Genomic DNA, 23,757 nt, shown 5'->3' with positions numbered 1-23,757 from the left:
TTGTAGAGGAGTCTAGCGCGTCAAAAAGGAAGGGGTGGCACAATAAAACGCGACACACTCATAAAAGAGAATATCGCGTTTGATTTTGCTGGGAGCTAAGCGGCAGCTGCGGCCAGCTTTAGCCTTTTCTCATGGCGGATCTTACGCTCTTCTGCGATCGCGACAAAAATCAGCAGTACGATACAGATCATCGCTGAAGTGTCGAGCGCAGCAAAGGTGCCCTTCCAGCCGGTGAGGCCAAAAATCGGTGTACCGTCGGCGATCATACCTAGGCCAAGTTTGGCAAAACTATCACCAATTAAGTAAGCAAAGGTGCCCTTAACGCCATCGGCGACACTGATCGCTTTTTTCGGCACAAAGCCAACCGCAGCAACACCAATCAGTAGTTGTGGGCCAAAAACAAGGAAACCTAGCACAAACAGTGACGCGAGATACATAAACTCGCTGGTGGCGTGCTGATAGAATTCGAGCGCAACAATGATGAGTCCCAGAGAGACACAGGCGACCAAAGCACGGCGGCCATTAGCAAGATCGGACAGATAACCCCACATTAAAGTGCCGACTAATGCGCCCACTTCAAAGAGAGTGAAGCCTGAAATGGCCGCTTCTTTTGACAAACCAAGTTCTTGATAGGCATACACAGTAGACCACTGGTCGATGCCGATACGCACGATGTAGAGGAAGATGTTGGCAAAGCAGAGTAACCAAATCACTTTGTTTTTCAAAATGTATTCAACAAAGATCTCACGTTTGGTCATTTGGTTTTCTTCCGCAGCAATATCTTCCTCACTGACCGCTTCATCAAACAACTCTTCGACCGTACCTAAACCGTATGCTTCAGGAGAGTCACTACCGTAACGCAAACCAATGAAACCCACCACTAATGCGATGATTGATGGGAACACAAACATGCCCACAACGTGACCATTAAAGAGATAGTTTGCACCAAACAGTGCTACGCCTGCCGCACCTGCGCCGCCGACATTGTGCGACATATTCCATAAACCTAAGTAGGTGCCGCGTTTATTTTTGGGCGTCCATTTGGTGATAGTGGAGTAGCTTGATGGCCCACCAGTACTTTGGAAAAAACCGCTTAGCGCATAAAAAGCAACCATTAGGAAAATGCTGACGCTTGAACCGCCCATGCTCATGCTAAATCCAAGCATTGCAATACCAGAAAGGATCAGCATAAAAGGTAGGAACTGTTTCGTGTTCTTGCCATCGGCGTAGTAAGAGACCACTGTCTTACCAATCCCGTAAGTGATGGAGAAACCAAGACCAATCAGCCCTAGCTGTGTCATCGACAAGCCGTAGGTTGAAATCATATCGTTTTGTGCAACGTTGAAGTTTTTGCGCACTAAATACATCGCCATGTAGCCAATAAACACCACAAGGTATGATTGTAAAAATGGTTTGAACCACATTTTACGGCGTTCTGCTGCGGGGAGATCGAGGGTCGGTAGCCGAACCTGTTGCAAAAGTTTTAGCATGTGAAATCCTTAGAAAATCACGTCAAAGAAATCTCTGCTGTCAGTCAATTCACACCAGAGTCGAATGGCTAGCAACCGTCTGGCTGCATTATAGAGTGATTGTAAAAATCGGCTTGGCGATTGACTTGAGGGCATGGCCTAACTGAGTTAGGAATATTTCCTAGTTTGGGTAGATTGATAGACAAAGCGTGAATGGAGTCACATTGATATGCATCTTGAAACGTCGTCTTTAAGCTAACGATTTGTAGCGAACTTGAGGGTATTTGTTAAGTTTTTAGCGCTGCCGCACTGTTATTTTTATCATTGCGTTATAGAGTGTCGACAAGAAAAAATTGAGTGTTGCTATGATTCGCCTAAACCGTTTTAACAGAATAATGTTGCTCACCAGCGCGCTCAGTTGGGTGTTGGTGTCGCTTATGCCTGTAATAAATGCGCATGGCAATACGGCGGGGGTTTGGGCCACACTGTGCACCATTAATGGTTTTGAGCTGGTTCAAATTGAAGAGGGAAAAGTACAGACACAGCATACGAAACCCTGTCCCTTTGCTCATTTCTCCACCTTTCATCAAGATTCACTTCCAACGACACCTTTACTGACACGACTGAACTTGTTTGTTTCAGACAGCTACACTTTTTTGGCTCTAAGTGTACGATTTGAAAAACAAGTTCCTCGTGCGCCACCATTATTTAATCTGTTGTACTGGCGTTAGAAAATAGCCTTGATTCCTTCCTCTATTCACTATTCAGAATAAAGCTCTAACGGTAAACCATCTGGGTCGGCGAAAAATGTGTATTCGCGACCAGTGAACTCATCAACGCGGATGGGCTCGACGATGACGCCTTTTTCCTCTAAATACGCTTTGACTTCACTGACACTGTCCACCACAAACGCTAAATGTCGTAGCCCTTGAGCTTCAGGGAAGCTTGGTCTTGGTGGTGTATTTGGAAATGAGAACAGCTCAATTTGTCCGCCATCGGGCAGAGCAAGATCCAGCTTGTATGAATCGCGAGCGGTGCGGTAATTTTCAGCAATAACAGGTAGCCCTAAGATCTGAGTATAAAACGCTTTGGAACGTGCGTAGTCTGAACAAATAATTGCCGCGTGGTGGATTCGTTTTAGCATGATTACCCTTTATTTGTTGAGCTGGCTGACCAAATGTTCAGTGACGTAATCAATGAACACCCGCAGCCTTGCTGGCATGTACTTTGTTTGCGGATATTGCATGGCAATCGAGCCGTAGTAATTACTTTTGATCGTCCAATCGGCTAATAGCCGGACGACGCTGCCTTCAACGAGCGCTTGCTGAATGACAAAATCATGGAAGATGCCGATACCTAAGCCATTTTTCACGCCGTTCAAACGCATTTGTGAGTGGTTTACTGCATAGCGGCCTGAGACGGCCACTGTATGGAACTCATCTTCTTTATGAAAATCCCAGAGATGGTCACGCTCGGTTTCGGCAAGATACAAGCAGTCGTGATCCGTTAATTCGATAGGGTGGGTGGGCGTGCCTCTGGCCGCTATATATTCTGGGCTGGCGCACAACACTAAGTGGGTTTTGCCAATTTCACGCAGTACCAAGTTTTCATCTGGCTTATCAGTCAGTTTAAACGCCACATCAATATTGTGTTTGAATAAATCGATCGCACCATCTGCAGCTCTCAGCTTAAGTTGAATTTCAGGGTATTGAGTTAGAAAAGGAAGCACAAGGGGTTGCAGAACTGAGTTCAAAAATGCTTCAGGTGCCGCAACAGTGAGTGCGCCTGCAGGTTCGGTGTGGTCAGAGGTGGAAAGCTCAACCGCTTGCTGCGCAGCGTTGACCATCAACAGACTTTGATCATAAACGCGCTTTCCTGCCTGAGTGATTAAGAGTTGGCGCGTGGTTCGCTCAAATAACTTCACTGATAGCGCTTGTTCTAAACGGGTAATCAATTTACTTAATGCCGAAGGTGTTACCCCTAGCTTTTGAGCGGCTGCCGTAAAGCTACCTTCATTGACGACGAGAATGAAAGCCGCTAAATCAGGCAGCAGGGCGATAAGACGATGCGTGATCATAATTGTATTTGTGCCTGAAGTTCACGAATGGTTTTCCATGTCATGGGATAATAGTCGTAAATGGGATCAACTAAAATACCATTAAGCGATTTTACAGTGTAAATGAAGGATCTATTTTCGTTTAGGCTGCCCTACACCATAGCTATTGCGCTATATAAAAATAAGGACGTAGCAATGTCTTCTGCATTTTATCAACAGATCCAAAACCAGCTTGAGGAAATCAAAGCGGAAGGTCTGTATAAATCTGAACGTGTGATCATTTCGCAACAACAAGCGGCGGTCGAGATTTCTACTGGTGAAGAAGTGTTGAACTTCTGTGCCAACAACTACCTTGGTTTGGCCAATCACCCTGCGCTGGTTGAAGCGGCGAAGCAAGGCATGGACAGTCACGGCTTTGGTATGGCTTCGGTACGTTTCATCTGTGGTACGCAAGATATACATAAGCAACTGGAACAGAAGCTCTCTCAATTCTTAGGTAAAGAAGATACGATTCTTTACACCTCATGTTTTGATGCAAACACCGGTTTATTTGAAACTATTTTAGATAAAGAAGACGCGATTATCTCTGACGCGTTGAACCATGCCTCAATCATTGATGGTGTGCGTTTATGTAAAGCGATGCGTTTTCGTTACTCCAACAATAACATGCAAGAGTTGGAACAGCAGTTGATCGCAGCCGATGCGGCGGGCGCTCGTAATAAGCTCATCGTAACGGATGGTGTATTCTCAATGGATGGCGTAGTCGCAAACTTGCCCGCGATTTGTGATTTAGCGGATCAATACAACGCGCTCGTTATGGTGGATGATTCACACGCGGTTGGATTTATGGGTGCAAATGGCCGTGGCACGCATGAATACCATGATGTGATTGACCGTATTGATATCATCACCGGTACCCTTGGTAAAGCGATGGGTGGTGCTTCAGGTGGCTACACTTCCGGTAAAAAAGAGGTGATTGATTGGCTTCGTCAACGTTCACGTCCTTATTTATTCTCTAATTCGGTTGCGCCAGCGATTGTTGCAGCATCGATTCGCGTGCTGGATTTACTGGCAGAAAGCGCCGCGCTTCGCGACCAACTTTGGGATAACGCCGCGCATTTCCGTACTCGTATGGAAGGCGCGGGGTTCACTATGGGTGGCGCGGATCACGCCATCATCCCGATTATGCTCGGCGATGCCATCGTTGCAGCAGAGTTTGCAGAACGAGCATTAGCTAAGGGCATTTATGTTGTGGGTTTCTCGTTCCCTGTTGTGCCCAAAGGCCAAGCTCGTATTCGTACACAAATGTCAGCCGCGCATAGCCGCGAGCAACTCGACCACGCCATTGATGCGTTTATTGCTGTTGGCCAAGAAATGGGGCTCATTAAATGAAAATTAAAGCATTATCCAAACTCAAACCAGAGCAAGGCATTTGGATGACCGAAGTGCCAATGCCTGAACTTGGTCACAACGATCTGCTGATTAAAATTAAGAAAACCGCAATTTGTGGCACCGATGTTCACATCTATAACTGGGATGAGTGGTCACAAAAAACCATCCCAGTGCCAATGGTGGTTGGCCATGAATACGTCGGTGAAGTGGTTGGCATTGGTCAAGAAGTTCGCGGTTTTGAATTAGGTGATCGCGTGTCTGGCGAAGGTCATATTACTTGCGGCCATTGTCGAAATTGCCGCGGTGGTCGTACTCACTTATGCCGTAATACTGTGGGTGTTGGTGTGAACCGCACTGGTGCATTTTCTGAATACTTAGTTATCCCTGCGTTTAATGCTTTCAAGATCCCAGATGGTATTTCCGATGATCTAGCCTCGATTTTTGACCCATTTGGTAACGCGGTACACACCGCATTGTCATTTGATTTAGTCGGCGAAGATGTGCTGATCACTGGTGCTGGTCCAATCGGTATCATGGCGGCCGCAGTGGCGAAACACGTTGGTGCTCGCCATGTGGTGATCACCGATGTCAACGAATACCGCCTTGAGCTTGCACGCAAAATGGGCGTGACACGCGCCGTGAATGTTGCGGAACAAAAGTTAGAAGAGGTCATGAGTGAACTTGGCATGACAGAAGGTTTTGACGTCGGCCTTGAAATGTCAGGCGTACCGAGTGCCTTTAGTTCTATGCTGAAAACCATGAATCACGGTGGTCGTATTGCTTTATTAGGTATTCCACCTTCAGATATGGCGATCGATTGGAACCAAGTGATCTTCAAAGGTTTGGTGATCAAAGGTATCTATGGCCGTGAAATGTTCGAAACTTGGTATAAAATGGCGAGCCTCATCCAATCTGGCCTCGATCTAACGCCGATCATCACTCACCATTACAAAATTGATGACTTCCAAACGGGCTTCGATGCTATGCGCAGCGGGCTTTCTGGCAAAGTTATCCTTGATTGGGAATAATCGAATATTGAAGTTGAAGCGCTCCGGTTGGGGCGCTTTTTTTGAACAGCATTTACTCCGCGACTACAGAATAAACAAGCAAGTTAACGGCGGTGGCAAAATATAGCGCTAGGAGAAAACTAATACCGACGTAAGAAAACGAATAATTTTCAAACGCTCACTTCATTTAGCGTACCAAAATAAAAATCCATGTAAATGCAGCAAAAAGTAGTGCAATCAAAACCGCAGCTGATCCTATATCCTTCGCACGGCCACTGAGCTCATGCCACTCACTACCTACGCGATCAACTACAGCTTCCACGGCTGAATTCATAAGCTCAACGATGACAATCAGTACTAAGCTACCGATCATCATTAACTGTTCTAATTCATTGACTGGCAAGAAAAAAGTGATCACAATTAGAATGATAGAAGCGACGATTTCTTGCCTAAAGGCGGCTTCATTTTTCCATGCAGCCTGAAGGCCTTTCATTGAATAACCTGTAGCGTAAAATAAACGACTCATTCCTGTACGGCCTGGTTTCATAAAGTGAGTAACCTAATAGTTAATAATGAGATAATAAAAATGTCGATAGCTTGAGTTGACTCTCATCTTATTAAAAAGTGCTATCGGATGTAGCATACTGTATCTATCTATTATTTTTCTATATGAAAATTCATTGCCATGTCACTTTTTTGAAATAATACAAAGTTGATGTTATCCCTATTAACAAAAATCGCCATAGTAATGATTAAAATTTAGACGGCCTCTTCAGTCATGAATACTAATTAAAAGTTAAATAGAGCATTAAATACGGATCTTTTTGTAAAGACACCCCTGTTACTTAGTCGATTAAACCTGATGAACCTAAGCACTCAGGTTCAATGAACATATTTCTATTTTTTATGTAACAGCATATTTTTTAAATAATTGTGGTCAGTCCAGTGGCTCATTATCACAATGGCGGCTATATGGCTTATCGTTGCCAGCATCGTTAGATTTGCGAGCGCTCCATGCAATTCGCTGAGCCAGTCATTTGCCCATAACATATCCAGTTGTGTTGCCCAGCCGCTAAGTCTTGTTATGAGGAGGCCAGACCACAAGATCCAGACCATAACAGCTCCAGCTGGGTTGTGCCCTTCATGGTGATCTTCTTTTGTTTCTATTACTTGCTTTATGTGAATAAACGCATTGTGTATTGAAGGCTTAAAGGCAGACAAGCGAGCAGGGGAATGGACAATAAGACCCCAAATGAGACGAAGGCATATCGTGATCATCAGTAGATAGCCAATCCATTGGTGTGTTTTACTACCTTCTTCTGTTATGAGGTAATTGGTTAAGAAAGATCCCGCCACAATCCAATGTGTCAAGCGAACAAATAGATCCCATTTGTAAGTTTTAGGCATTTTAGCGTTCCTCTATTTTGTTTATATTATCAAGATTGAAATGGATTTCTGTCGTTTAATTAATCTAAATAAATCCCGCCACTCTTAATTCTGTCAGTGTTCGATAAAGGAATTTGCCATATTAATCTTAAGAAAAACTTAAGACATTTAACGCATGAAGATAAAATAGGCGATAGTTTTTCGTTTTACAAAATGAAATGGAACTTATTTCTTTTATCAATGCCTTAACGTATTATCTAATCATTCATTTAATCTTAATAGTTGTTGAAATTTATGCTCAATAAAATCAAACCCTACTTAGGGCCTCTCTATCCGATTGCTGCCGTATTCGTGGTGGGGCTAGTTATCTTTTTTGTCTCTCGTTTAGGACTGGCTATCTGGCATTTTGAACGGGTGAGTGATGCTGGTGGATGGCTGACCATTTTCTTAAGTGGTCTGCGAGTTGATATTGTTTCTCTTTGCTATTTGCTCATTTTACCAGCGTTGTTATCTAGTCTACTGTCTGGCGATCATGCTGTCGGTCGGGTTTGGCATTGGTTTTTACGTGTGTGGATTACCGGCGGTTTGTGGTTGATTGTTTACATGGAAGCAGCAACACCGCCATTTATTATTGAGTACGATCTGCGACCTAATCGAATTTTTATCGAATATCTCATTTATCCCAAAGAAGTTTTCAGTATGCTTTGGAGTGGCTATAAATTTGAACTTTTCCTTGGTGCCGTAGTTTCCACGTTCACACTTTTTGTCGGTTGGAAATGGAGCAAGCAGCTTGTTTCGAACTTAAGCTTTCCTAAATGGTATTGGCGTCCGCTGATTGCTATTTTGGTTGTGGCTATTGGTATTTTGGGGGCGCGTTCTTCACTGGGACACCGTCCATTAAATCCGGCGATGGTGGCTTTTTCTAGTGACCCTTTGGTGAATGATTTAACGTTAAACTCCTCATTTTCAGCGATTTTTGCTGCCAAACAGATGAAATCTGAAGCGAGTGCTTTCGAGTTTTACCCGAAAATAGATAAGGAGGAGATCGTCCAAGAAATTCGTGCATCCATGAATGTCGACAATAAAGACTTTGTCTCTGCACAACAACCTAGCATGGCAATGCACCAAGCGACCTATCAAGGCCAGCCTAAAAATATCGTAATCCTTCTGCTTGAAAGTCACGGTGCACGTTATGTTAGCCGTCTTGGTGGTATCGATGCGTCACCCAATATCGATAAACTGATTGATGAGGGGTGGGCATTCACCCGTTTGTACGCAACGGGAACGCGTTCTGTTCGTGGTATTGAAGCGGTGACCACTGGGTTTTCTCCGACTCCTGCACGTTCGGTGGTCAAGTTAGGTAAAAGCCAAACGAATTTCTTTTCAATTGCGGATTTATTAAAGTCTCGAAATTACCACACACAATTTATTTACGGTGGTGAAAGCCACTTTGACAATATGAAGAGTTTCTTCTTAGGTAACGGTTTTGTCGATATGCAAGATTTCCCAACTTTTGAGTCGCCTAAATATGTTGGTTCATGGGGCGCGTCAGATGGAGATCTCTACAATAAGGCAGATCAGCAATTTACGAAGATGAGTCGTGAAGGTAAACCGTTCTTTAGCTTAGTTTTTAGCTCATCGAACCACAGCCCATTTGAATACCCTGATAACGTGATTGAACCGTATAATGAGCCAAAGCAAACGGTGGAAAATGCGGTGAAATATGCAGACTATGCGCTTGGACAGTTCATTGAAAAAGCGAAAAAGTCACCATATTGGGATAACACGGTGTTTGTTGCTGTGGCAGATCATGATGCTAGAACACAGGGTAATCAGCCTGTACCAGTCGATTACTTTCGAATTCCAGCGGTGATTTTTGGTGGCGGCATTGAACACCGCATTGACGATCGTCTAGTTAGTCAAATTGACCTTGCACCCACACTGCTTTCTTTGGCCGGTATCAGTAGCCAAAACCCAATGATTGGGTTCGATTTAACTCATGATGTTCCTGCAGAAAAGCAGCGAGTAATGATGCAACGAGATAAAAACTATGGCTATATGACAGCAGACAACCAACTGGTTGTTATTCGGCCTGAGCAAGGTATTTCTACTTATCAATATGATTTTAAATCAGATACCCTGACAGAAAAAGAGTTGGATCCAGAAGTGGTTAAACGTGCTCATGCCAATGCTATGTGGGGAAGCTTAGCGTTTAAAGAAAACTACTACACCGCATCTGATTCATATTGATTATATTTTTATCCACCTACAGTGTTATGCGATAAATCAGTACCCAAAAGTGGCTGAGAAACATAAACTGGTTGGACTTAAACAAGTTTAGCCAGTTTGTAAGGCACAAAATGTTAGAAAAAGAGAACCTGATTAAACTTGCGCGTATGCCAATGCCGTTTGGTAAGTATGCAGGGCGAGCGCTTATCGACTTACCAGAAGAGTATTTGCTATGGTTTGATAAGAAGGGCTTCCCTGAAGGGGAGCTCGGGCGTTTGCTGCAACTTTGCTTAGCGTTGAAAATTGAAGGATTGGATAGCGTGGTTAAGCCACTAAAGCGTATGTGATCTAGTGGCTAACCGCGTTATTTTTTCATCAGTTTGGCGAGATCGGCAAAGGGGTTATAGGTCGCGCTTTGATGATCGTCTAATCTCGCAACAGGCTCAGCGCCAAATCGGTCGTGGTCTGAATATTTAGAGTGCTCATGATCGTGACAATAGAGGCATAAAAGCTCCCAGTTACTGCCATCTTCAGGGTTATTGGTGTGATCGTGATCTTTGTGGTGTACAGTTAATTCCCGTAAATTTGAATAAACGAATTCACGCGCGCAATTGCCACACACCCAAGGGTAAAGTTTAAGTGCTTTTTCTCGGTAACCGCTCTCTTTACGAGCATAATTGGCACTTGAACCATAAAAATCTGACGACATGTTAATTCCAACCATTGATTAAAAATACTTTTTCGATATTAAAAACCAAAAATCTGCGCTAATCAAAGTTTGTGTGATTTATTTTAATGCACGTCCTCACACCTTAGCGTAAGTGTCACTTTTACCACTCAATCTCAATCGGCGTGCCTTCTTTGACTAGGCTCAAAAATTCATCCATTTCTGAGTTAGTCAGTGCAATACAACCATTAGTCCAATCAAAACTTTGCACATATTCTGGTCGTTGCTTGTCGCCATTTTTTAGACCATGGATTTTTATATCACCACCGGGATTGATGTTTAAGCGCTGTGCATGCACTTCATCTTGATGATTCGGGTAACTGATATGAATCGAACGATAATAGCCAGAATCATTACTGATAGCTTCAAGATAGTATCGACCTTCTGGAGTACGTTGATCGCCTTCTTGCTGTTTATGTCCTTTGGGTTCTTTACCCAAGGCAATTCGATACTCTTGAATGATCTGCTGTCCCGAGATCAAGTACATGCGACGCTTAGATTTATCCACTTTGACCAGATCAATCTCAGCCGCTGCGCTGTTGAGTGAAAAACATAGAAACAAAAGTAGCTTAAAGTATCGGGTCATAAGAGAGTGTCAGTACTGATAAGGTGGCAAATAGAGAGACATTATGCAGCGGAAGAATGAACGTGGCTAGTTGTCAATATTGTCTTGCAAATAAGACAATGCTAAAAATAATAGGGCTAACCATGTAATAAATGGAAACAGAATCTCAAAAATGTAGGTTAACTCTAGGATGTAAAAACATAGAGTGCAAATTTGCGGCCGACTTAACAGCGACCTTTTTAAGAGTTTGATTGCACATGATCTTTTGTCTAATTTTGCAATGAAAATTATTAAAATGTCAGGCCGCTCATATGTTCTCTCGTACTTTACTCAAACAGATTTCTTCTGCTCGCAACCATCGTATGCTCGCGGAAGCAACGTTTGATTTTCTTCAAAGTTTCATTTCTCCCAAATCAATGCGGATCTTTCATGCACCAACATTAAACAAGCGCCATGAGCCATTATTTGAGTACAACTTACCGACAGCTCTGCAAAATTATCCAAATACCTTTTGGAATTGGGCCGCACAATTTGACACCTCTGATGGTCTAATTCCACTAGCGATCAACACCTGCAATTGGGACTACCGTAGTGTGATGGGCGGTGAGTCTTATCTTTTTATGTTAGATAACCACCCTGATTTAAGAACCTATTTGCTGCTTGAGGCAATTGATAACGTCAACATTCATGCGAAAACAGAATCCGGAGAGCTCGATTGTTTGCAACTGATTGCGGCTCGTTGGCAATGTCTTCGCGCGGAATCTGAAGCGGCAAAGGAGTTTAAAAATAGAGATATCCGCGAAGCAAAGTATTTGGATGAAATTAAACAGCGCGAAATGTTCATTGATAACATGAAGTTGGTTCATCAATTAGCGATTGAACTGGCTAACCCAGACAATTTAGATGCGCTGCACAGAGCGGCCGTTGATGTAACGAAAACACGCTTAGGGTTTGATCGAGCCGCTTTTTTAGTTCTTGATATGAAAAAACGTTGTTTTAGCGGAACTTATGGTACGGATGAAAGCGGAGAAACGGTGAGCGAACACCATACCCAATACGATTTGCACCAGCTAGAAGAAAGTTATTTAAGCGGTCTTTCTGATGATACTAAAAGTTTGGTGCTGATCGACGATGCCCCTCTATACACGGCGGGAAATGTGGTGGGACAAGGGTGGAATGGGATGTTAATTCTACGTGATGGTAATGAAACCATTGGTTGGATCGCGATTGATAACTACATTAATCGACAGCCCATAACTGAATACCAAAAGCAGATGTTGGAATCTTTTGGTTCATTGCTTGCGCAAATTTATATTCGCAAGCGTCAGGAGCAAAATGTTCGCATGTTGCATGCGAGCATGGTTGAACTGTCACGTTGTATGACGGTGAGTGACGTGTGCAAATCGGCGGTCAGTTTTGCGATTAACCGCATGGGCATTGATCGGATGGCAGTATTTTTGACCGATAAACACTGCTCGTACATTCAGGGAACGTGGGGAACCGATATCCAAGGCAACATTGTGAATGAATCGTATTTTCGTTCTGGGACCACCAATAATATGATTGTTGATATGGCCAAAGCCAACCCCAATGAGGTGGTGTTTGAAGAGTCAGTCCCTATTTATCATGACAGCAACATTGTTGGTTTTGGCTGGACAGCCATGACCATGCTTACCAACAATGGCGAACCTATTGCTTTTATTGCTGCGGACAATTTGATCCGCCGCTCACCACTGACCTCACAACTGCGAGAAGTGATCCGCATGTTCGCCTCTAATTTAACCGAAGTATTGATGCGCACCAGTGCTCAGCAGGCGATCAGTGAACTGAATGAGAATTTAGAAATTGAGGTGCGTAACCGTACCTATGAGTTACAAAAAGTGAACGACAAACTGGACTTAATGGCCAAAATGGATCCATTAACTCGCCTTGGAAATCGTCGGATGTTAGCTCATTTATTGGAACGCATCGGTTCGAGAGTACAAAATGAGACCGTAAGTTATGGTTTAATTTTGCTTGATATTGATCACTTTGGTTTATTTAATAATTACTACGGTCACTTGGAAGGGGATATTGCTTTGATTCGTATTGGCCATATTCTCAACCAACATGCTCAGGCAGAGAATGAACTCTTTTGCCGAATTGGTGGTGAAGAATTTATATTGTTGGTGGCCAACCGCGATGCAGCAGAAGTGAAAGCGTTGGCTGAAAGCATACGCTTTAGTATTGAACGAGAGCAGATTGAACATAGTGAGAACCCTGATGGTGACTGCTTAAGTGTCTCGATTGGTTACACTATTGCCCAGTACCTTCCCAGTGAACTTAAGTTTGAGGAGATGTACAGCAAAGCAGATAAGGCACTTTACCAAGCAAAAGATAATGGTAGAAACCAAGTCGTTGGTTACTCTGAGCAAAAACACCATACTCGAAGTGATAAAGTCGCCGCGCCAAATTCATAGTGTTGGCGCGGCGAGTCATGGCAAGGATAATGAAAACAGCAGATTATTCAGTCTGAGAGGTAATATTCAACCGTTGAAACGACGCGTACTTTTTTGATGTAAGGAGTATTGTTATCACGATCCACAATACTAAATTGTCCCTGTGAAGCACGTTTAATCTTGCCAAGTGAGCTTTGCGAATCTTTGGCAAATTTCTCTGCGACTTCTCTTGCTTGTTTGGTCGCTTCTTCAATCATGTCGGGCTTGATTTCATTCAGTCCAGAGAATGAATAATCAACGCGGTTGTTGTAAGGATCTTGATTAAAAACGATGCCTTGTTTTCCTAAATTGCCGAGCTTATTAATGGCCTCGCGCACTAGGTCAACTTGATTGCTGTACACCGTAATGGTTTGGTTCGCTAAATAACGAAACTCGACTAAATTTTCTCCACCATACTGCTGTGCTTTTTTGTCGATCACCGCTGGCGATGATAGCGAGACACTTTTTTCATCAATGCCTTGTTGAGCTAAAAATGCGGTCACCAGTTGGCTCTGCTTTTCAATCGTGTTGAACATGGTGGGTAAATCATTATCGGCCACACTAAATTGGATCGGCCAAACAACTGTGTCGGCGGGATATTCTCGCTCTGATAATCCTTTAACGGTCACCACGCGCTCATACTCTTTATATTTCACAGCCGTTTGCTGCACAAAGTAACCGAGGGTTGCGAGCCCGAGTATTAAACTCAAACCGATGATCAATGAAGCGCTACTTTTTATTTGCATGCCTTGTTTTCCTTTTGTTGGCAACAGTCCCAAAATGACTTGAAGTCACAGCGGTGAGTCGTTTGGATATAACAACACACCTTAGATTTGATATTGTGATTTCGACAGCTATTTTCGGTTAGAGTTTTGCCAGAGATTCTAACTTTTTATGCTGGCGCTTAGTTTGCTTTTTTTGAATGGCATCAATCATAGAGATTAACGCTGAGCCATCCCAATCACTTTTCTGAGGTGCGTACAAAGTTTTAAGTTGCTGGTTGACTTGTGCATCTAGTGCGGTTTTCTCTTCGTCACTTAATACGACAGAATCGCGCCAGAGGGTGAAGTAATAGCTTATTTTGGCACCATCTTGGCTTTGTACCGCTTCTTTTAACTGTTGATATGGGTGGCCTTCAAGCGGTTGATGATGAGCGTTGGTTTCCTGTGTTGCTGTTTGTGGTGCGTTACGAAATGACCAAGCGACTACCATAGTCGCCATCCATAACAGTGCAAAAAATGCGGTAAAGTAGGGCCAGTATCCTGCATCTTTAACGGTGACGGTTTGTACTGTTGGTGGTGTCAGCACAGAGGTGGATGGGTTGAGTAATTCACCTGGCGAAACCTCTAGCTTTAATCCTTTGGCTTGCGCGCTTTGCTGAGATTCGTTTTTGGTGTCCCACCAACTGACGGTGAGATCCGCTAGATCAACCTTACCGACGGTTTTTGGGATGAGTACTTGTTTTAGCGTCATTTGCACATCGCCATTATCTAAGCTTTTAAACTGAGGCTTTTCAGCATAGAGCCGAATTGAGTCTGGATATTGTACTGAGAGGTTAGGCAACTGCGTCTGCGTAAGGCCTTTCACTGTCAGAATCCATTCACGAGTCAACGATTCACCTACTTTGGTTTTAAAGCTCTCGGCGGTGATGATCTGCCCTGTGGCATCTCGCCACGTTTGGTTGAGTGTTAGTTTTGGTGTAGGTAGCCAAGTGCCTTGATAGCTATCTGGTTTCGGCAGTACGGTGAGCGAAAAGGTTTTGGCCGGAATATCGACTTGCAGCAAGCGGGTGCTGCCCGTTTGGTTGTTACCATAGATGAGGCCAGCTTTAAACGCAGGGCCGGATAACGTGAAAGTTCCTGCCTCTTGGGCCGTGACTCTAAATTTTTGGTCTACAACGGTGACTTCAACCCCATCCAATAAGCTTTGGTACTGGTTAGCTTCTCCCTCGGTCGTCAGTTCTAATCCTTGTACAGCGGGTGGTGTAATTTGTGGATTTTGCAGCCTTCTTGGATCAGCTTTGATGATTAGGCGAGCATTGAGAAAAGTGCTTTCACTCGGGTAGAGTTTGCTACGTTCTAGATCGGCTTGTATTTCAACAAGGTCAGATTGCTTGGGCGATTCACCATCAGCGATAACTTGAATTGCGATCGGTTGAGTCGTTGCCCCATTGACGCTAAAACTAGGAATGGTCAATATGCCAAGTTTGTTGGCTGCCAACGATACATTCCATTCACTGCGCGTGCTGCGATCGCCATTGATGATGTTCACCGAAGTACCAAAACTTGGGCGGCCGAGAAAAAAATCGCCTTCTAACACCTTAAAGTCGATCGCATCGGTCGATACTTTTTCATCGGCGACAATTCGTAATTGGAATACTTCATTTTTCGCGATCTTATTTTTACTGACGCTGGCGTAAAGTGCAGCCGCGTTAGCTGCCGAGCTCAGTAGAGCAACAGAAACTAGGCTGATAATCGCAGCCCAAAATGAACGCTTGATCGATTTCATACTTACCACTTCTTGCTGTTGTTTTGTGGAGGTTGTGCTTGGTCTTCTTGCCGTTGTCTTGCTTGTAGCAACAATTGTGCTTTGAGTAAGCCACTAGGATCTCGTGCACTTTCGACTTGTTCTAGCTTGCGAAGTTGCGGGTCAACAGTTTGGCTATCGCTTTGCTGTTGCGATTGCTTCTGTGTTTGCTGCTCAGAGGCTTCTTTGTCACTGACCTCATCTTCGTTGTTCATTGATCCATTTGTTTGAGTCGCTTCAGTCGGCTGTTGAGAGGCAGGCGATTCATCCGCCGTGTTGACCTTGGAGCGCTCACTTTGCTCATTTTTACTTTGTGCCGATTGAGGCGAAGACTGAGAGCCGTCGTTCTGCGGTGAGCCATCGCTTTGGTCGTCAGATTTATCTTCTGTTTGTTCGCCATCTTGTTGTTGTGCATCGTTTTTATTCTGTTCATTATTTTTATTTTCCGACCGATTTTGATCTTGATTTGGATCGGAAGGCTCACCAGACTGTTGCTGTTGCTGTTGCTGTTGCTGTTGCTGTTGCTGTTGCTGTTGCTGTTGCTGTTGCTGTTGCTGTTGCTGTTGCTGTTGCTGCGCTTTTTTTGCGATTTCCAAATTATGCTGAGCATCTTTATGGTTTGGGTCGCGCTTTAACACCTCTTCATACAAGGTTTGGGCCTTTTCCAATTCTCCATTTTGCGCGTAGGCGTTGGCCAAGTTGTATTGCACTCGCACACTGTCTTGTGGCAGTTGAGAGAGGGTCTCCACCGCTGCCTGATATTCTCCAGCCTGATATTGAGCGATGCCTTTCCATTCTAAGTCTGTAAATTGTTCACTGGCCGCTTGATACTCCTTTGCATCAAACGCTTTTTTGGCTTGTTGATTGCTATTTAGCCAAGGAGAAGCCTGTACACTATTGCTGTGCAGTGAAGGGATGAAGAGCAGTAATAAAGAAAAAATGACGCCACGGCGAAACAAAAGCAAACACGGGATAATGAGGAGCAGCACTAACCAATAGCCATTGTTAACGCGCTCTTTCACCATTTGTTGACTCTTGGTTGTACTGTGTGGTTGTTCGTTTTGGTCTAGCTTAGCGATCATTGCGACATCGCTATTGTCTAAGCTGATTGGCGTAAATAATCCATTTATATTCTGCGCGAGCGACTGCATATTGGCAAAGTTGGTCTTGGCCACTACGGTCTGCCCTTGTGCATTTTTCAGTAAGCTGCCATCGCTGAGTGTAATAGGCGCGCCCGCTTGTGTACCAATGCCTAAGATCACTAATTTCCAACGCGTATTGGTAAGCTGTGTTTCAATCTGAGCTTGCTCTTGTGAGTCGATGTCATCGGTCAATAACACAATGTCACCTTGTGCAAGGCCGGCATTTTTCATCATGTCGATGGCTAATTGAACCGCGCGAGCTGCATCTGCGCCGGGGTAGGGCATAATATCGGGCGATAGATTGGGCACTAAGTTGCTTAGGGTTGCGGTGTCGGTGGTTAATGGGCTAACGGTATAGGCATCACCAGCATAGGCGACAAGCCCTGTGCTACCTTCTTGCCATTGCGTGAGTAAGTCGAGCGCTTTATAACGCGCTTGCGTTAAGCGGTTGGGTTTTATATCAGTAGCGTACATCGATAGTGACATGTCCATCACTAATACGCGCGCGTTACTATTGCTGTAACTGGGGCGTGTTTGAGATTCAAAACTCGGACCAGCCAGCGCCAGTACTGCGAGCAGCCAACTGATGCTGATGATCACAATGGCCGCGTTATGCTTTTTATCGCTCAAACCCATCGCCTTAGCCAGATGAGGTGCTATCAAAGAGTGTCGTTTGGCACGCAGAGTGAACCAGCCCAGCAGTAGTGCTAAGGGGAATAGTGCGGTTAACCACCAAGGTGTAAGAAAAACAAACTCAGACATGATTTCTCCTTAGTAGCGCTAAGAGCATAGATAGCACGAGCGCCATCGCCAACGGATAACCAAACCATTCGCTTTGTGGACGCCAAGTTTGGCTTGCTTGGCTTATGGGTTCTAATTGATTAATGGTGTCGTATATTTTGGCCAGATCTTGGCTATTTCGTGCGCGAAAATATTGGCCGCCAGTCATGGTCGCTATTTGTGTTAACGTCTTCTCATCTAAATCTTCCGCGGTATTGATTTTTCGAGTCATAAAAAACTCTTTGACCATCATTTCGCCCGCGCCAACACCGACTGTGTAAATGGTGGCATTGTATTTTTGGGCAATTTTCGCCGCTTCGATTGGGTCGAGCACGCCAGCGGTATTGCTGCCATCGCTGAGTAAAATCATCACCCGCTGTGGGGCATCACTATCGATAAACGTTTTGGTTGCAAGCCCAATCCCTTCACCAATAGCGGTTTGGGTGCCAATCAGCTTAAGGACGGCTTGATTAAGCTGCTGGCGAATGGTGTTTCTATCCAGAGTCAGAGGCGTTTGTAGATAGGCGTGATCGGCAAATAAGACTAACCCAAGGCGATCACCTTCGCGCTTGTCAATAAAATCAGAGAGCACATTTTTAACGGCGCTCAAACGATCAATGTACTGATCGTCAAGCAGCATATCTTCTTGGCTCATGGAGTAAGAGAGGTCAACCACCAGCATCAGATCTCGGTGTTTGGGCTGAGCAATAACCGGGTCGCCAAACCACACTGGACGGGCTGCGGCGATCAATACTAAGCACCAAATAACGCTTGCAATGATTTTAGCGATGATCTGGTTTGGTGCTTGACGCTGATTATCTTTAGGAAGGTAGGGCAGGTGAATCGCTGCCCTTTCTTTTGCTGGTGGTAAGAATCGATAAACGACCAGCGGGAGTGGCAGCAGGCATAGCATCCACCACCACAATAACTCTATATTTGCCAAAGCCTAGCTATCTCCGTTTTTTAGGCGGCAAAGCATCATTAACCCATTGATAGCAGTGATTAATCAACTCTTGACTGTTTTCTGTTTTCTGCTTTTGGTATAACGCTTGCTGCCACAATGTTTCATTGGGAACAAAAAGAGGGTAAGAAATTTGTGAATCTAAAAAGGTGTACCACTCTTTGCCGGTAAGATGTGCGATTTCCATACGAGGGTAGTAACAAAGCGCGGCTTGACGAAGTAGCTCAATCGCTGAAGAAGGAGTTAAATGCCCAAATTGGGGGTTGAGTAAACGCAGCGCCGTTTTTTTCGGGGCTAAGCGTTTACGACGCCAACGAATGGCTAACACCAGAATCAGCAGACAGAGCAGTATGCCCGCCGCGCTTGCCCACCATCCCCAAGCCAAGGGAAACCAAGAGGGTAGCTCAGGCAGTTGCATCGCGCTTAAATCTAAAAGTGTAGCTATTGATGATTCCTTCATTCTTTATATCCGGATAGTTGTTGCAACAAAGGTTTCTCACTAGAGAGTGAGGTATAAGAAATTGCCATAGTTTGACTCAATGATTTTAGTTTTTCTTTTTGAGATTCAAAGGCTTTTTTTAACCCTAAGCGCGTACTATTTTCCGAAAAGTTGAGCCAGCTCGTCTGTTGGTCATCGGTTACGCGTTCTACACCGCGAAATTGGGTATCTCCTTGCTCTAATGGATCGTAAATGTGCACAATTTTTACACGATTATGTCTATGCAATTGGTTGAGTATTGGTTGTAATGTGGCATTGAAATGGACGAAGTCACTGATCAAAATCACTTCACTGCCTTTAGGGCACAAACGATTCAACGCAGTTAGGCCGCGCTGCATGCTGTGTGATTTCGTTTTATCAAGCTCCAGCAGATGTTGGTTTTGTAGTGTCACCAACTGTTGCAACAGCTGTAATGGCCCTTTTTGGCGGCTAGTCGGTTTTAACTCAACCAGTGTCGAACCAGTATCAATCACCGCGCCCACTCGGTCCTTGTTGGCAATGCTTAACCAACTGAGCAAGCTTGCCATGTGCGCCGCTTGCACTGATTTGAGCATTAACTGCGATCCAAACTGCATAGAGCGGCTCAGATCAACGTAAAGAATGACGGGTTTTTCTCGTTCTTCACTGAACAGTTTGGTATGAGGCTTTCCCGTACGCGCAGTAACGCGCCAGTCGATGGTGCGAATATCATCTCCTGCTTGGTATTGCCTGACCTCAGCAAAGTCCATTCCTCGGCCGAGTTGCTTGCTCTGATGCTGCCCCAATACTTGCGCCCATAAACTTTTAGCCGGTGGCAGCCAGCGAATAGCGTGCTGCTTGTAAGGCAACAGTTCAGCCAATGAAAGTGTGACACCCGTACTAAACGGTGGAAGTGACTCTTGCATAGTAAACCTTAGTCTTAGTGCTAAGCACTACCAACCAGTGACAGTAAGTGAGTGATAACTTGGTTGGGATGTACGCCCTCAGCCTGTGCTTGGTAGCTCAATAATAGACGGTGGCGCAAAACCGGAAATACCATCGCTTGAACATCTTCAGGGCTGACAAAATCACGCCCACTGAGCCATGCATGAGCGCGAGCGCATCGATCAAGCGCGATGGTTGCTCGCGGGCTGACGCCCATCTCTAGCCATTGTGCTAACGTGGCATCGTAGTCTGCGGGTTTACGCGTTGCCATGATCAGGCGAATAATATATTGCTCAATAGGTTCGGCCATGTGAATGTTCAGCACCGCTTGCCGAGCACTAAAAATATCGCTTTGGCTTAATGTTGGCGGAGAGACTTTCTCAATTCCCTGCGCTTCCCCGCGGTTCAAACGTAAAATGGCGAGTTCATTTTCAGCGTCTGGATAATCAACATTTAAATGCAATAAAAAACGATCCAACTGCGCTTCGGGTAGAGGATAAGTACCCTCTTGCTCGATCGGGTTTTGGGTAGCCATCACTAAAAAAAGTTCAGGTAACGGGTAGGTTTTTCGACCTGCCGTGATCTGTTTTTCAGCCATCGCCTCGAGCATCGCAGCTTGTACTTTGGCTGGAGCGCGGTTGATTTCATCAGCCAATACTAATGAGTTAAAAATCGGGCCCGCTTGAAAAGTGAACTCACCTGTTTCAGGGCGGAAGATATCGGTACCGGTTAAATCGGCGGGGAGCAGATCAGGCGTAAATTGGATTCGATGAAAATCACCTTCTATGCAATCGGCGAGTGATTTCACGGCACGGGTTTTTGCAAGGCCAGGAGGCCCCTCGACCAAAATGTGCCCATCAGCAAGAAGTGCAACTAATAACTGTTTAACCAAACCTGTCTGGCCTATGACTTGCTGATTTAAATAGTGTTGTAGCGATTGAAATGCGTGCGATGGCATTGAATGGGTCTCCTGCTGTTTTGCTGAATTAGTAATTTATTGATTCGAAAAGTTCCATGAAAAGTGTGATGCATCAACTGATTGGCGAATTATTATCCATTTGGCGAAACGAAAGAATGTTTGGTCACCATACTCGACTATGCTTAGGAACAACCATTGTTGGCCGTGATCACATTCTACGTGAAGATAAATCGATTCTATCGATAAATTTCTCAAGAGAGAGGGTTTGTTGCCGATACAAAAAAGTTATTCATGACAAGCCAATAATAAAGAGCGCAAATAATGTTCAAACTTAATTCGATGAGTATTAAGCAAAAGGTTGTATTAGGAATTACGTTCGCGGTACTCGCTTCGACGGTTATCGTTGGTGTAATGGCGCAGCGTCAAGCTCGAGAGGTACTGGAGCACCGATTAATTGATATCGAACTTCCCTCGTTACTTGATCAAATCAGTAGCCAGATAGATCGAGAAGTATCGCAATTGCTCTTTTCTGCTGAGCAACTAGCCAATAATGAATTCATCAAGCAAGCCGTTCAGACGACCGATATTAATGCTGACGCTGAGGCGATGTTGGTTAAGCAGCTCAATAATGTACGCGATCAATATTCGTTAAATGATGCTTCTGTGGCTAACCGAAAAACGGCGTATTACTGGAACCAAAATGGTTTTCTGCGTCAGCTTAATCAACAGCAAGATGGCTGGTTTTTTGGTTTTACGCAATCGGGACAAAAGACCATGGTCAGTATGTTCCAAGAGGCAAGTGGCGAAGTAAAAATGTTTGCCAACTACCAAAATGTCAGTGGCGATACGATGTCTGGTTTGTCGAAATCAATGGATGACATGGTGAACCTGCTCAATGGATTTAAAATCGAGGATACAGGTTTTGTCTTTTTGACCAACTCGAAAGGGGAAGTGCAAATCCATCGCCAAAAAGAGAAAGCTAAAGCCTCATTAACACAATTGTACGGCTCAAACGCAAACCAACTATTGAATAAAAGCCGCTTCAACCTGATTTCGACAACCTATCAAAACCAAGATGTTTTTGTCGCTAGTGTCTACGTGAAATCGATGGACTGGTTTGTGATTGGTTCAGTACCTGTGTCGGAAGTCTTCGCAGAATTAAATGCCGTTGCGCAAAAAATGTTGTTCACAACCTTAGCTGTGGCGGGTTTATTTATTTTGATGGGTCTTTTTCTCGCTAATAGTATTGCCAACCCAATTAAACAGATTGCACAACGCTTTACCGATTTAGGTAAAGGCGATGGTGATTTATCGCAACGGATTGAGGTATTGGGCCGCGATGAAATCGCTCAATTATCAGCGGGCTTCAACGGTTTTATTGAGAAGATTCATCAATCGATGAAAGAAGTTGCTTCTACCAGTCATGCATTGCAGTCGGCGGCGGGTCGGGTGTCGGAAAAATCGACGCGAACTCATGACAATAGCCAAGAACAGCGTGACCAAACTATACAAGTGGTGGCGGCGATCAATCAAATGGGGGCGACTATCAGTGAAATTGCTTCTAACGCGGCGACGGCAGCTGAAACAGCAAATCACGCGGCTGATAACACTGAAGTAGGACGTGAAGTGGTAAGCAAAGCCAAAGATGCCATCAGTCGTTTAGCCGCGGATATCGAAAATACGGGTAAAGTGGTGGAGCAGCTAGCATCGACCACTCAAGATATTGGCTCTATTTTAGGTGTTATCCGTGGTATTTCTGAACAAACCAACTTGCTGGCATTAAACGCTGCAATTGAAGCGGCGAGAGCTGGAGAGCAAGGTCGAGGTTTTGCTGTGGTGGCAGACGAAGTGCGCAATTTGGCCAGCCGCACGGCCTCTTCAACGGAAGAAATTCAAAAGATGATCAATCAATTACAAAACGATGTAAAAGATGCGGTCTCGGCGATGTCTTCTGGTAAGGCTGTTACACAGGAAGGGGTTGACGCTTCCGATGAAGCGGTGAACGTTTTAGTGAATATTTCAGAGCGGATCCACGATATTTCCGATCGCAACACGCAGGTTGCCACGGCAACTGAAGAGCAATCAACGGTGGTGCACACAATCAATCAAAATATTGAAGAGATCAACGCCATCAATGAAGTGACCACCAGCACCGCAGAAGAGTTGGCAGAAGCGAGCCAAGAGCTGCGTGATCTGTCTGGCCGTTTAGATAAAATGGTGGGTAGCTTTAAGCTCTAGAATCATGAGGGGGAAATCGGTACACTTCCCCCATTACGTTTATGTTTAGGTAAGTAAAATGAGTGATTTCGAAAAAGAGTTAGCACAATTGTCGCAACAGGTGGCGGGTGAACCTGAAGTGAAACTGCCTTCGTTGGAAGAGCAAAAAGCGATTGTGGCTGAGCTTAAGCAGCTAGAAGCGGAAGGCAAGCTGACGCCAGAAGTGCTGGAAAAGCATTTTGGACAATTCTTTACAGAAACGGATACCCCCGTCCATTAATTCAAACCCACTTTATTTAATTTAGAGCACACAAGTTTATTTAGAGTACACAATAGTATTTAGAGTACACAATAGTATTTAGGGCACACAGTAGTGGTAATGCCGATCAGTTAAGGCCAAAGTGATCGGTTGAACGATCCTTCAGAGCTGTCAAAATCCAAGTGTATTTAATGCACTTGGATTTTTTTATGGATGTTTCTCAAGCTCTAAACATAATTAATG

The 23,757-nt window shown here is 44.5% G+C and carries 22 protein-coding genes; 8 read left to right on the top strand and 14 right to left on the bottom strand.

What is annotated here, in order from left to right:
- Positions 1-95 precede the first annotated feature (95 nt).
- Positions 96-1,490 (bottom strand): hexose-6-phosphate:phosphate antiporter, encoded by a 1,395-nt coding sequence (gene uhpT / locus EXZ60_RS14140; protein WP_013868016.1) that lies wholly within the window; start codon positions 1,488-1,490, stop codon positions 96-98.
- A 344-nt stretch (positions 1,491-1,834) separates the two neighbouring features.
- Between uhpT and EXZ60_RS14135 the strand changes: the two genes are divergently transcribed.
- Complete coding sequence (locus EXZ60_RS14135; RefSeq protein ID WP_026028259.1) at positions 1,835-2,200, top strand: hypothetical protein; 366 nt, start codon at positions 1,835-1,837, stop codon at positions 2,198-2,200.
- Between the two features lie 29 nt (positions 2,201-2,229).
- Here the strand turns inward: EXZ60_RS14135 and EXZ60_RS14130 are convergent, their stop codons facing one another.
- The gene (locus tag EXZ60_RS14130; protein WP_013868014.1) at positions 2,230-2,613 is read right to left on the bottom strand and encodes a VOC family protein; all 384 of its coding nucleotides are present in this window, start codon (positions 2,611-2,613) and stop codon (positions 2,230-2,232) included.
- 9 nt (positions 2,614-2,622) lie between these two features.
- On the bottom strand, positions 2,623-3,546 hold the full coding sequence (locus EXZ60_RS14125) for a LysR family transcriptional regulator (protein WP_013868013.1): 924 nt from the start codon (positions 3,544-3,546) through the stop codon (positions 2,623-2,625).
- 174 nt (positions 3,547-3,720) lie between these two features.
- Here EXZ60_RS14125 and EXZ60_RS14120 point away from each other — a divergent pair, with 174 nt between their 5' ends.
- Positions 3,721-4,917, top strand: coding sequence for a glycine C-acetyltransferase (locus EXZ60_RS14120; protein WP_277435876.1), 1,197 nt, complete (start codon positions 3,721-3,723; stop codon positions 4,915-4,917).
- Positions 4,914-5,945, top strand: coding sequence for an L-threonine 3-dehydrogenase (gene tdh / locus EXZ60_RS14115; RefSeq protein ID WP_088733474.1), 1,032 nt, complete (start codon positions 4,914-4,916; stop codon positions 5,943-5,945). Before EXZ60_RS14120 ends, tdh begins: the two co-directional genes overlap by 4 nt.
- Before the next feature lie 166 nt (positions 5,946-6,111).
- Here tdh and EXZ60_RS14110 read toward each other — a convergent pair whose 3' ends face one another.
- On the bottom strand, positions 6,112-6,471 hold the full coding sequence (locus EXZ60_RS14110; protein WP_088729695.1) for a diacylglycerol kinase: 360 nt from the start codon (positions 6,469-6,471) through the stop codon (positions 6,112-6,114).
- A 350-nt stretch (positions 6,472-6,821) separates the two neighbouring features.
- The gene (locus EXZ60_RS14105; protein ID WP_277435875.1) at positions 6,822-7,331 is read right to left on the bottom strand and encodes a cytochrome b/b6 domain-containing protein; all 510 of its coding nucleotides are present in this window, start codon (positions 7,329-7,331) and stop codon (positions 6,822-6,824) included.
- Positions 7,332-7,604: 273 nt separating this feature from the next.
- Between EXZ60_RS14105 and EXZ60_RS14100 the strand changes: the two genes are divergently transcribed.
- Both EXZ60_RS14100 and EXZ60_RS14095 read left to right on the top strand, forming a co-directional pair.
- On the top strand, positions 7,605-9,560 hold the full coding sequence (locus tag EXZ60_RS14100) for an LTA synthase family protein (RefSeq protein WP_194567306.1): 1,956 nt from the start codon (positions 7,605-7,607) through the stop codon (positions 9,558-9,560).
- Between the two features lie 110 nt (positions 9,561-9,670).
- The gene (locus tag EXZ60_RS14095) at positions 9,671-9,886 is read left to right on the top strand and encodes a DUF3820 family protein (RefSeq protein WP_026028221.1); all 216 of its coding nucleotides are present in this window, start codon (positions 9,671-9,673) and stop codon (positions 9,884-9,886) included.
- 17 nt (positions 9,887-9,903) lie between these two features.
- On the opposite strand, the gene EXZ60_RS14090 is transcribed toward EXZ60_RS14095, so the two are convergent.
- Together EXZ60_RS14090 and EXZ60_RS14085 are read right to left on the bottom strand one after the other, a co-directional pair.
- The gene (locus EXZ60_RS14090; protein ID WP_010318547.1) at positions 9,904-10,248 is read right to left on the bottom strand and encodes a YajD family HNH nuclease; all 345 of its coding nucleotides are present in this window, start codon (positions 10,246-10,248) and stop codon (positions 9,904-9,906) included.
- A 121-nt stretch (positions 10,249-10,369) separates the two neighbouring features.
- Entirely contained in the window at positions 10,370-10,852 is a 483-nt protein-coding gene (locus tag EXZ60_RS14085; RefSeq protein WP_277435874.1) for a L,D-transpeptidase family protein, read from the bottom strand.
- A 290-nt stretch (positions 10,853-11,142) separates the two neighbouring features.
- On the opposite strand from EXZ60_RS14085, the gene EXZ60_RS14080 reads away from it, so the two are divergent.
- A complete protein-coding gene (locus EXZ60_RS14080; protein ID WP_277435873.1) occupies positions 11,143-13,290 on the top strand; it encodes a GGDEF domain-containing protein in 2,148 nt (715 codons plus the stop codon).
- A gap of 47 nt (positions 13,291-13,337) precedes the next feature.
- Here the strand turns inward: EXZ60_RS14080 and EXZ60_RS14075 are convergent, their stop codons facing one another.
- From EXZ60_RS14075 to EXZ60_RS14045, 7 genes are all read right to left on the bottom strand, one after another.
- Complete coding sequence (locus tag EXZ60_RS14075) at positions 13,338-14,054, bottom strand: SIMPL domain-containing protein (protein WP_026027736.1); 717 nt, start codon at positions 14,052-14,054, stop codon at positions 13,338-13,340.
- A 118-nt stretch (positions 14,055-14,172) separates the two neighbouring features.
- On the bottom strand, positions 14,173-15,825 hold the full coding sequence (locus EXZ60_RS14070; protein WP_346780466.1) for a BatD family protein: 1,653 nt from the start codon (positions 15,823-15,825) through the stop codon (positions 14,173-14,175).
- Positions 15,819-17,738 (bottom strand): VWA domain-containing protein, encoded by a 1,920-nt coding sequence (locus tag EXZ60_RS14065; RefSeq protein ID WP_277435871.1) that lies wholly within the window; start codon positions 17,736-17,738, stop codon positions 15,819-15,821. Before EXZ60_RS14065 ends, EXZ60_RS14070 begins: the two co-directional genes overlap by 7 nt.
- Positions 17,731-18,699 carry a VWA domain-containing protein gene (locus EXZ60_RS14060; protein ID WP_277435870.1) on the bottom strand — a complete coding sequence of 323 codons (969 nt, stop codon included), beginning with the start codon at positions 18,697-18,699 and terminating at the stop codon, positions 17,731-17,733. Before EXZ60_RS14060 ends, EXZ60_RS14065 begins: the two co-directional genes overlap by 8 nt.
- Positions 18,700-18,706: 7 nt before the next feature.
- Entirely contained in the window at positions 18,707-19,177 is a 471-nt protein-coding gene (locus EXZ60_RS14055; RefSeq protein WP_013867999.1) for a DUF4381 domain-containing protein, read from the bottom strand.
- Positions 19,174-20,100 (bottom strand): DUF58 domain-containing protein, encoded by a 927-nt coding sequence (locus EXZ60_RS14050; RefSeq protein ID WP_277435869.1) that lies wholly within the window; start codon positions 20,098-20,100, stop codon positions 19,174-19,176. Before EXZ60_RS14050 ends, EXZ60_RS14055 begins: the two co-directional genes overlap by 4 nt.
- Before the next feature lie 20 nt (positions 20,101-20,120).
- A complete protein-coding gene (locus EXZ60_RS14045) occupies positions 20,121-21,077 on the bottom strand; it encodes a MoxR family ATPase (RefSeq protein ID WP_064626305.1) in 957 nt (318 codons plus the stop codon).
- Between the two features lie 282 nt (positions 21,078-21,359).
- On the opposite strand from EXZ60_RS14045, the gene EXZ60_RS14040 reads away from it, so the two are divergent.
- Positions 21,360-23,276 (top strand): methyl-accepting chemotaxis protein, encoded by a 1,917-nt coding sequence (locus EXZ60_RS14040; RefSeq protein WP_088733465.1) that lies wholly within the window; start codon positions 21,360-21,362, stop codon positions 23,274-23,276.
- A 58-nt stretch (positions 23,277-23,334) separates the two neighbouring features.
- Positions 23,335-23,535, top strand: a complete 201-nt coding sequence (locus EXZ60_RS14035; RefSeq protein WP_013867995.1) for a restriction endonuclease subunit S — start codon at positions 23,335-23,337, stop codon at positions 23,533-23,535.
- Positions 23,536-23,757: the final 222 nt, after the last annotated feature.

It is taken from the genome of Vibrio sp. 1151_11, assembly GCF_029478525.1.
GTDB classification, from domain to species: domain Bacteria; phylum Pseudomonadota; class Gammaproteobacteria; order Enterobacterales; family Vibrionaceae; genus Vibrio; species Vibrio anguillarum.
Note: the sequence above shows the minus strand (reverse complement) of the source record. Positions and strands in the feature narration are given on the sequence as shown.

Bases quoted from the DNA above. Each gene is read 5' to 3' on its own strand.
- EXZ60_RS14100 (WP_194567306.1), top strand. From the start codon at position 7,605: ATGCTCAATAAAATCAAACCCTACTTAGGGCCTCTCTATCCGATTGCT.
- EXZ60_RS14135 (WP_026028259.1), top strand. From the start codon at position 1,835: ATGATTCGCCTAAACCGTTTTAACAGAATAATGTTGCTCACCAGCGCG.
- EXZ60_RS14090 (WP_010318547.1), bottom strand. From the start codon at position 10,248: ATGTCGTCAGATTTTTATGGTTCAAGTGCCAATTATGCTCGTAAAGAG.
- EXZ60_RS14095 (WP_026028221.1), top strand. From the start codon at position 9,671: ATGTTAGAAAAAGAGAACCTGATTAAACTTGCGCGTATGCCAATGCCG.
- tdh (WP_088733474.1), top strand. From the start codon at position 4,914: ATGAAAATTAAAGCATTATCCAAACTCAAACCAGAGCAAGGCATTTGG.
- EXZ60_RS14040 (WP_088733465.1), top strand. From the start codon at position 21,360: ATGTTCAAACTTAATTCGATGAGTATTAAGCAAAAGGTTGTATTAGGA.
- EXZ60_RS14110 (WP_088729695.1), bottom strand. From the start codon at position 6,471: ATGAAACCAGGCCGTACAGGAATGAGTCGTTTATTTTACGCTACAGGT.
- EXZ60_RS14055 (WP_013867999.1), bottom strand. From the start codon at position 19,177: ATGAAGGAATCATCAATAGCTACACTTTTAGATTTAAGCGCGATGCAA.
- EXZ60_RS14130 (WP_013868014.1), bottom strand. From the start codon at position 2,613: ATGCTAAAACGAATCCACCACGCGGCAATTATTTGTTCAGACTACGCA.
- EXZ60_RS14050 (WP_277435869.1), bottom strand. From the start codon at position 20,100: ATGCAAGAGTCACTTCCACCGTTTAGTACGGGTGTCACACTTTCATTG.
- EXZ60_RS14120 (WP_277435876.1), top strand. From the start codon at position 3,721: ATGTCTTCTGCATTTTATCAACAGATCCAAAACCAGCTTGAGGAAATC.
- EXZ60_RS14080 (WP_277435873.1), top strand. From the start codon at position 11,143: ATGTTCTCTCGTACTTTACTCAAACAGATTTCTTCTGCTCGCAACCAT.
- EXZ60_RS14035 (WP_013867995.1), top strand. From the start codon at position 23,335: ATGAGTGATTTCGAAAAAGAGTTAGCACAATTGTCGCAACAGGTGGCG.
- uhpT (WP_013868016.1), bottom strand. From the start codon at position 1,490: ATGCTAAAACTTTTGCAACAGGTTCGGCTACCGACCCTCGATCTCCCC.
- EXZ60_RS14105 (WP_277435875.1), bottom strand. From the start codon at position 7,331: ATGCCTAAAACTTACAAATGGGATCTATTTGTTCGCTTGACACATTGG.
- EXZ60_RS14085 (WP_277435874.1), bottom strand. From the start codon at position 10,852: ATGACCCGATACTTTAAGCTACTTTTGTTTCTATGTTTTTCACTCAAC.
- EXZ60_RS14045 (WP_064626305.1), bottom strand. From the start codon at position 21,077: ATGCCATCGCACGCATTTCAATCGCTACAACACTATTTAAATCAGCAA.
- EXZ60_RS14065 (WP_277435871.1), bottom strand. From the start codon at position 17,738: ATGTCTGAGTTTGTTTTTCTTACACCTTGGTGGTTAACCGCACTATTC.
- EXZ60_RS14075 (WP_026027736.1), bottom strand. From the start codon at position 14,054: ATGCAAATAAAAAGTAGCGCTTCATTGATCATCGGTTTGAGTTTAATA.
- EXZ60_RS14125 (WP_013868013.1), bottom strand. From the start codon at position 3,546: ATGATCACGCATCGTCTTATCGCCCTGCTGCCTGATTTAGCGGCTTTC.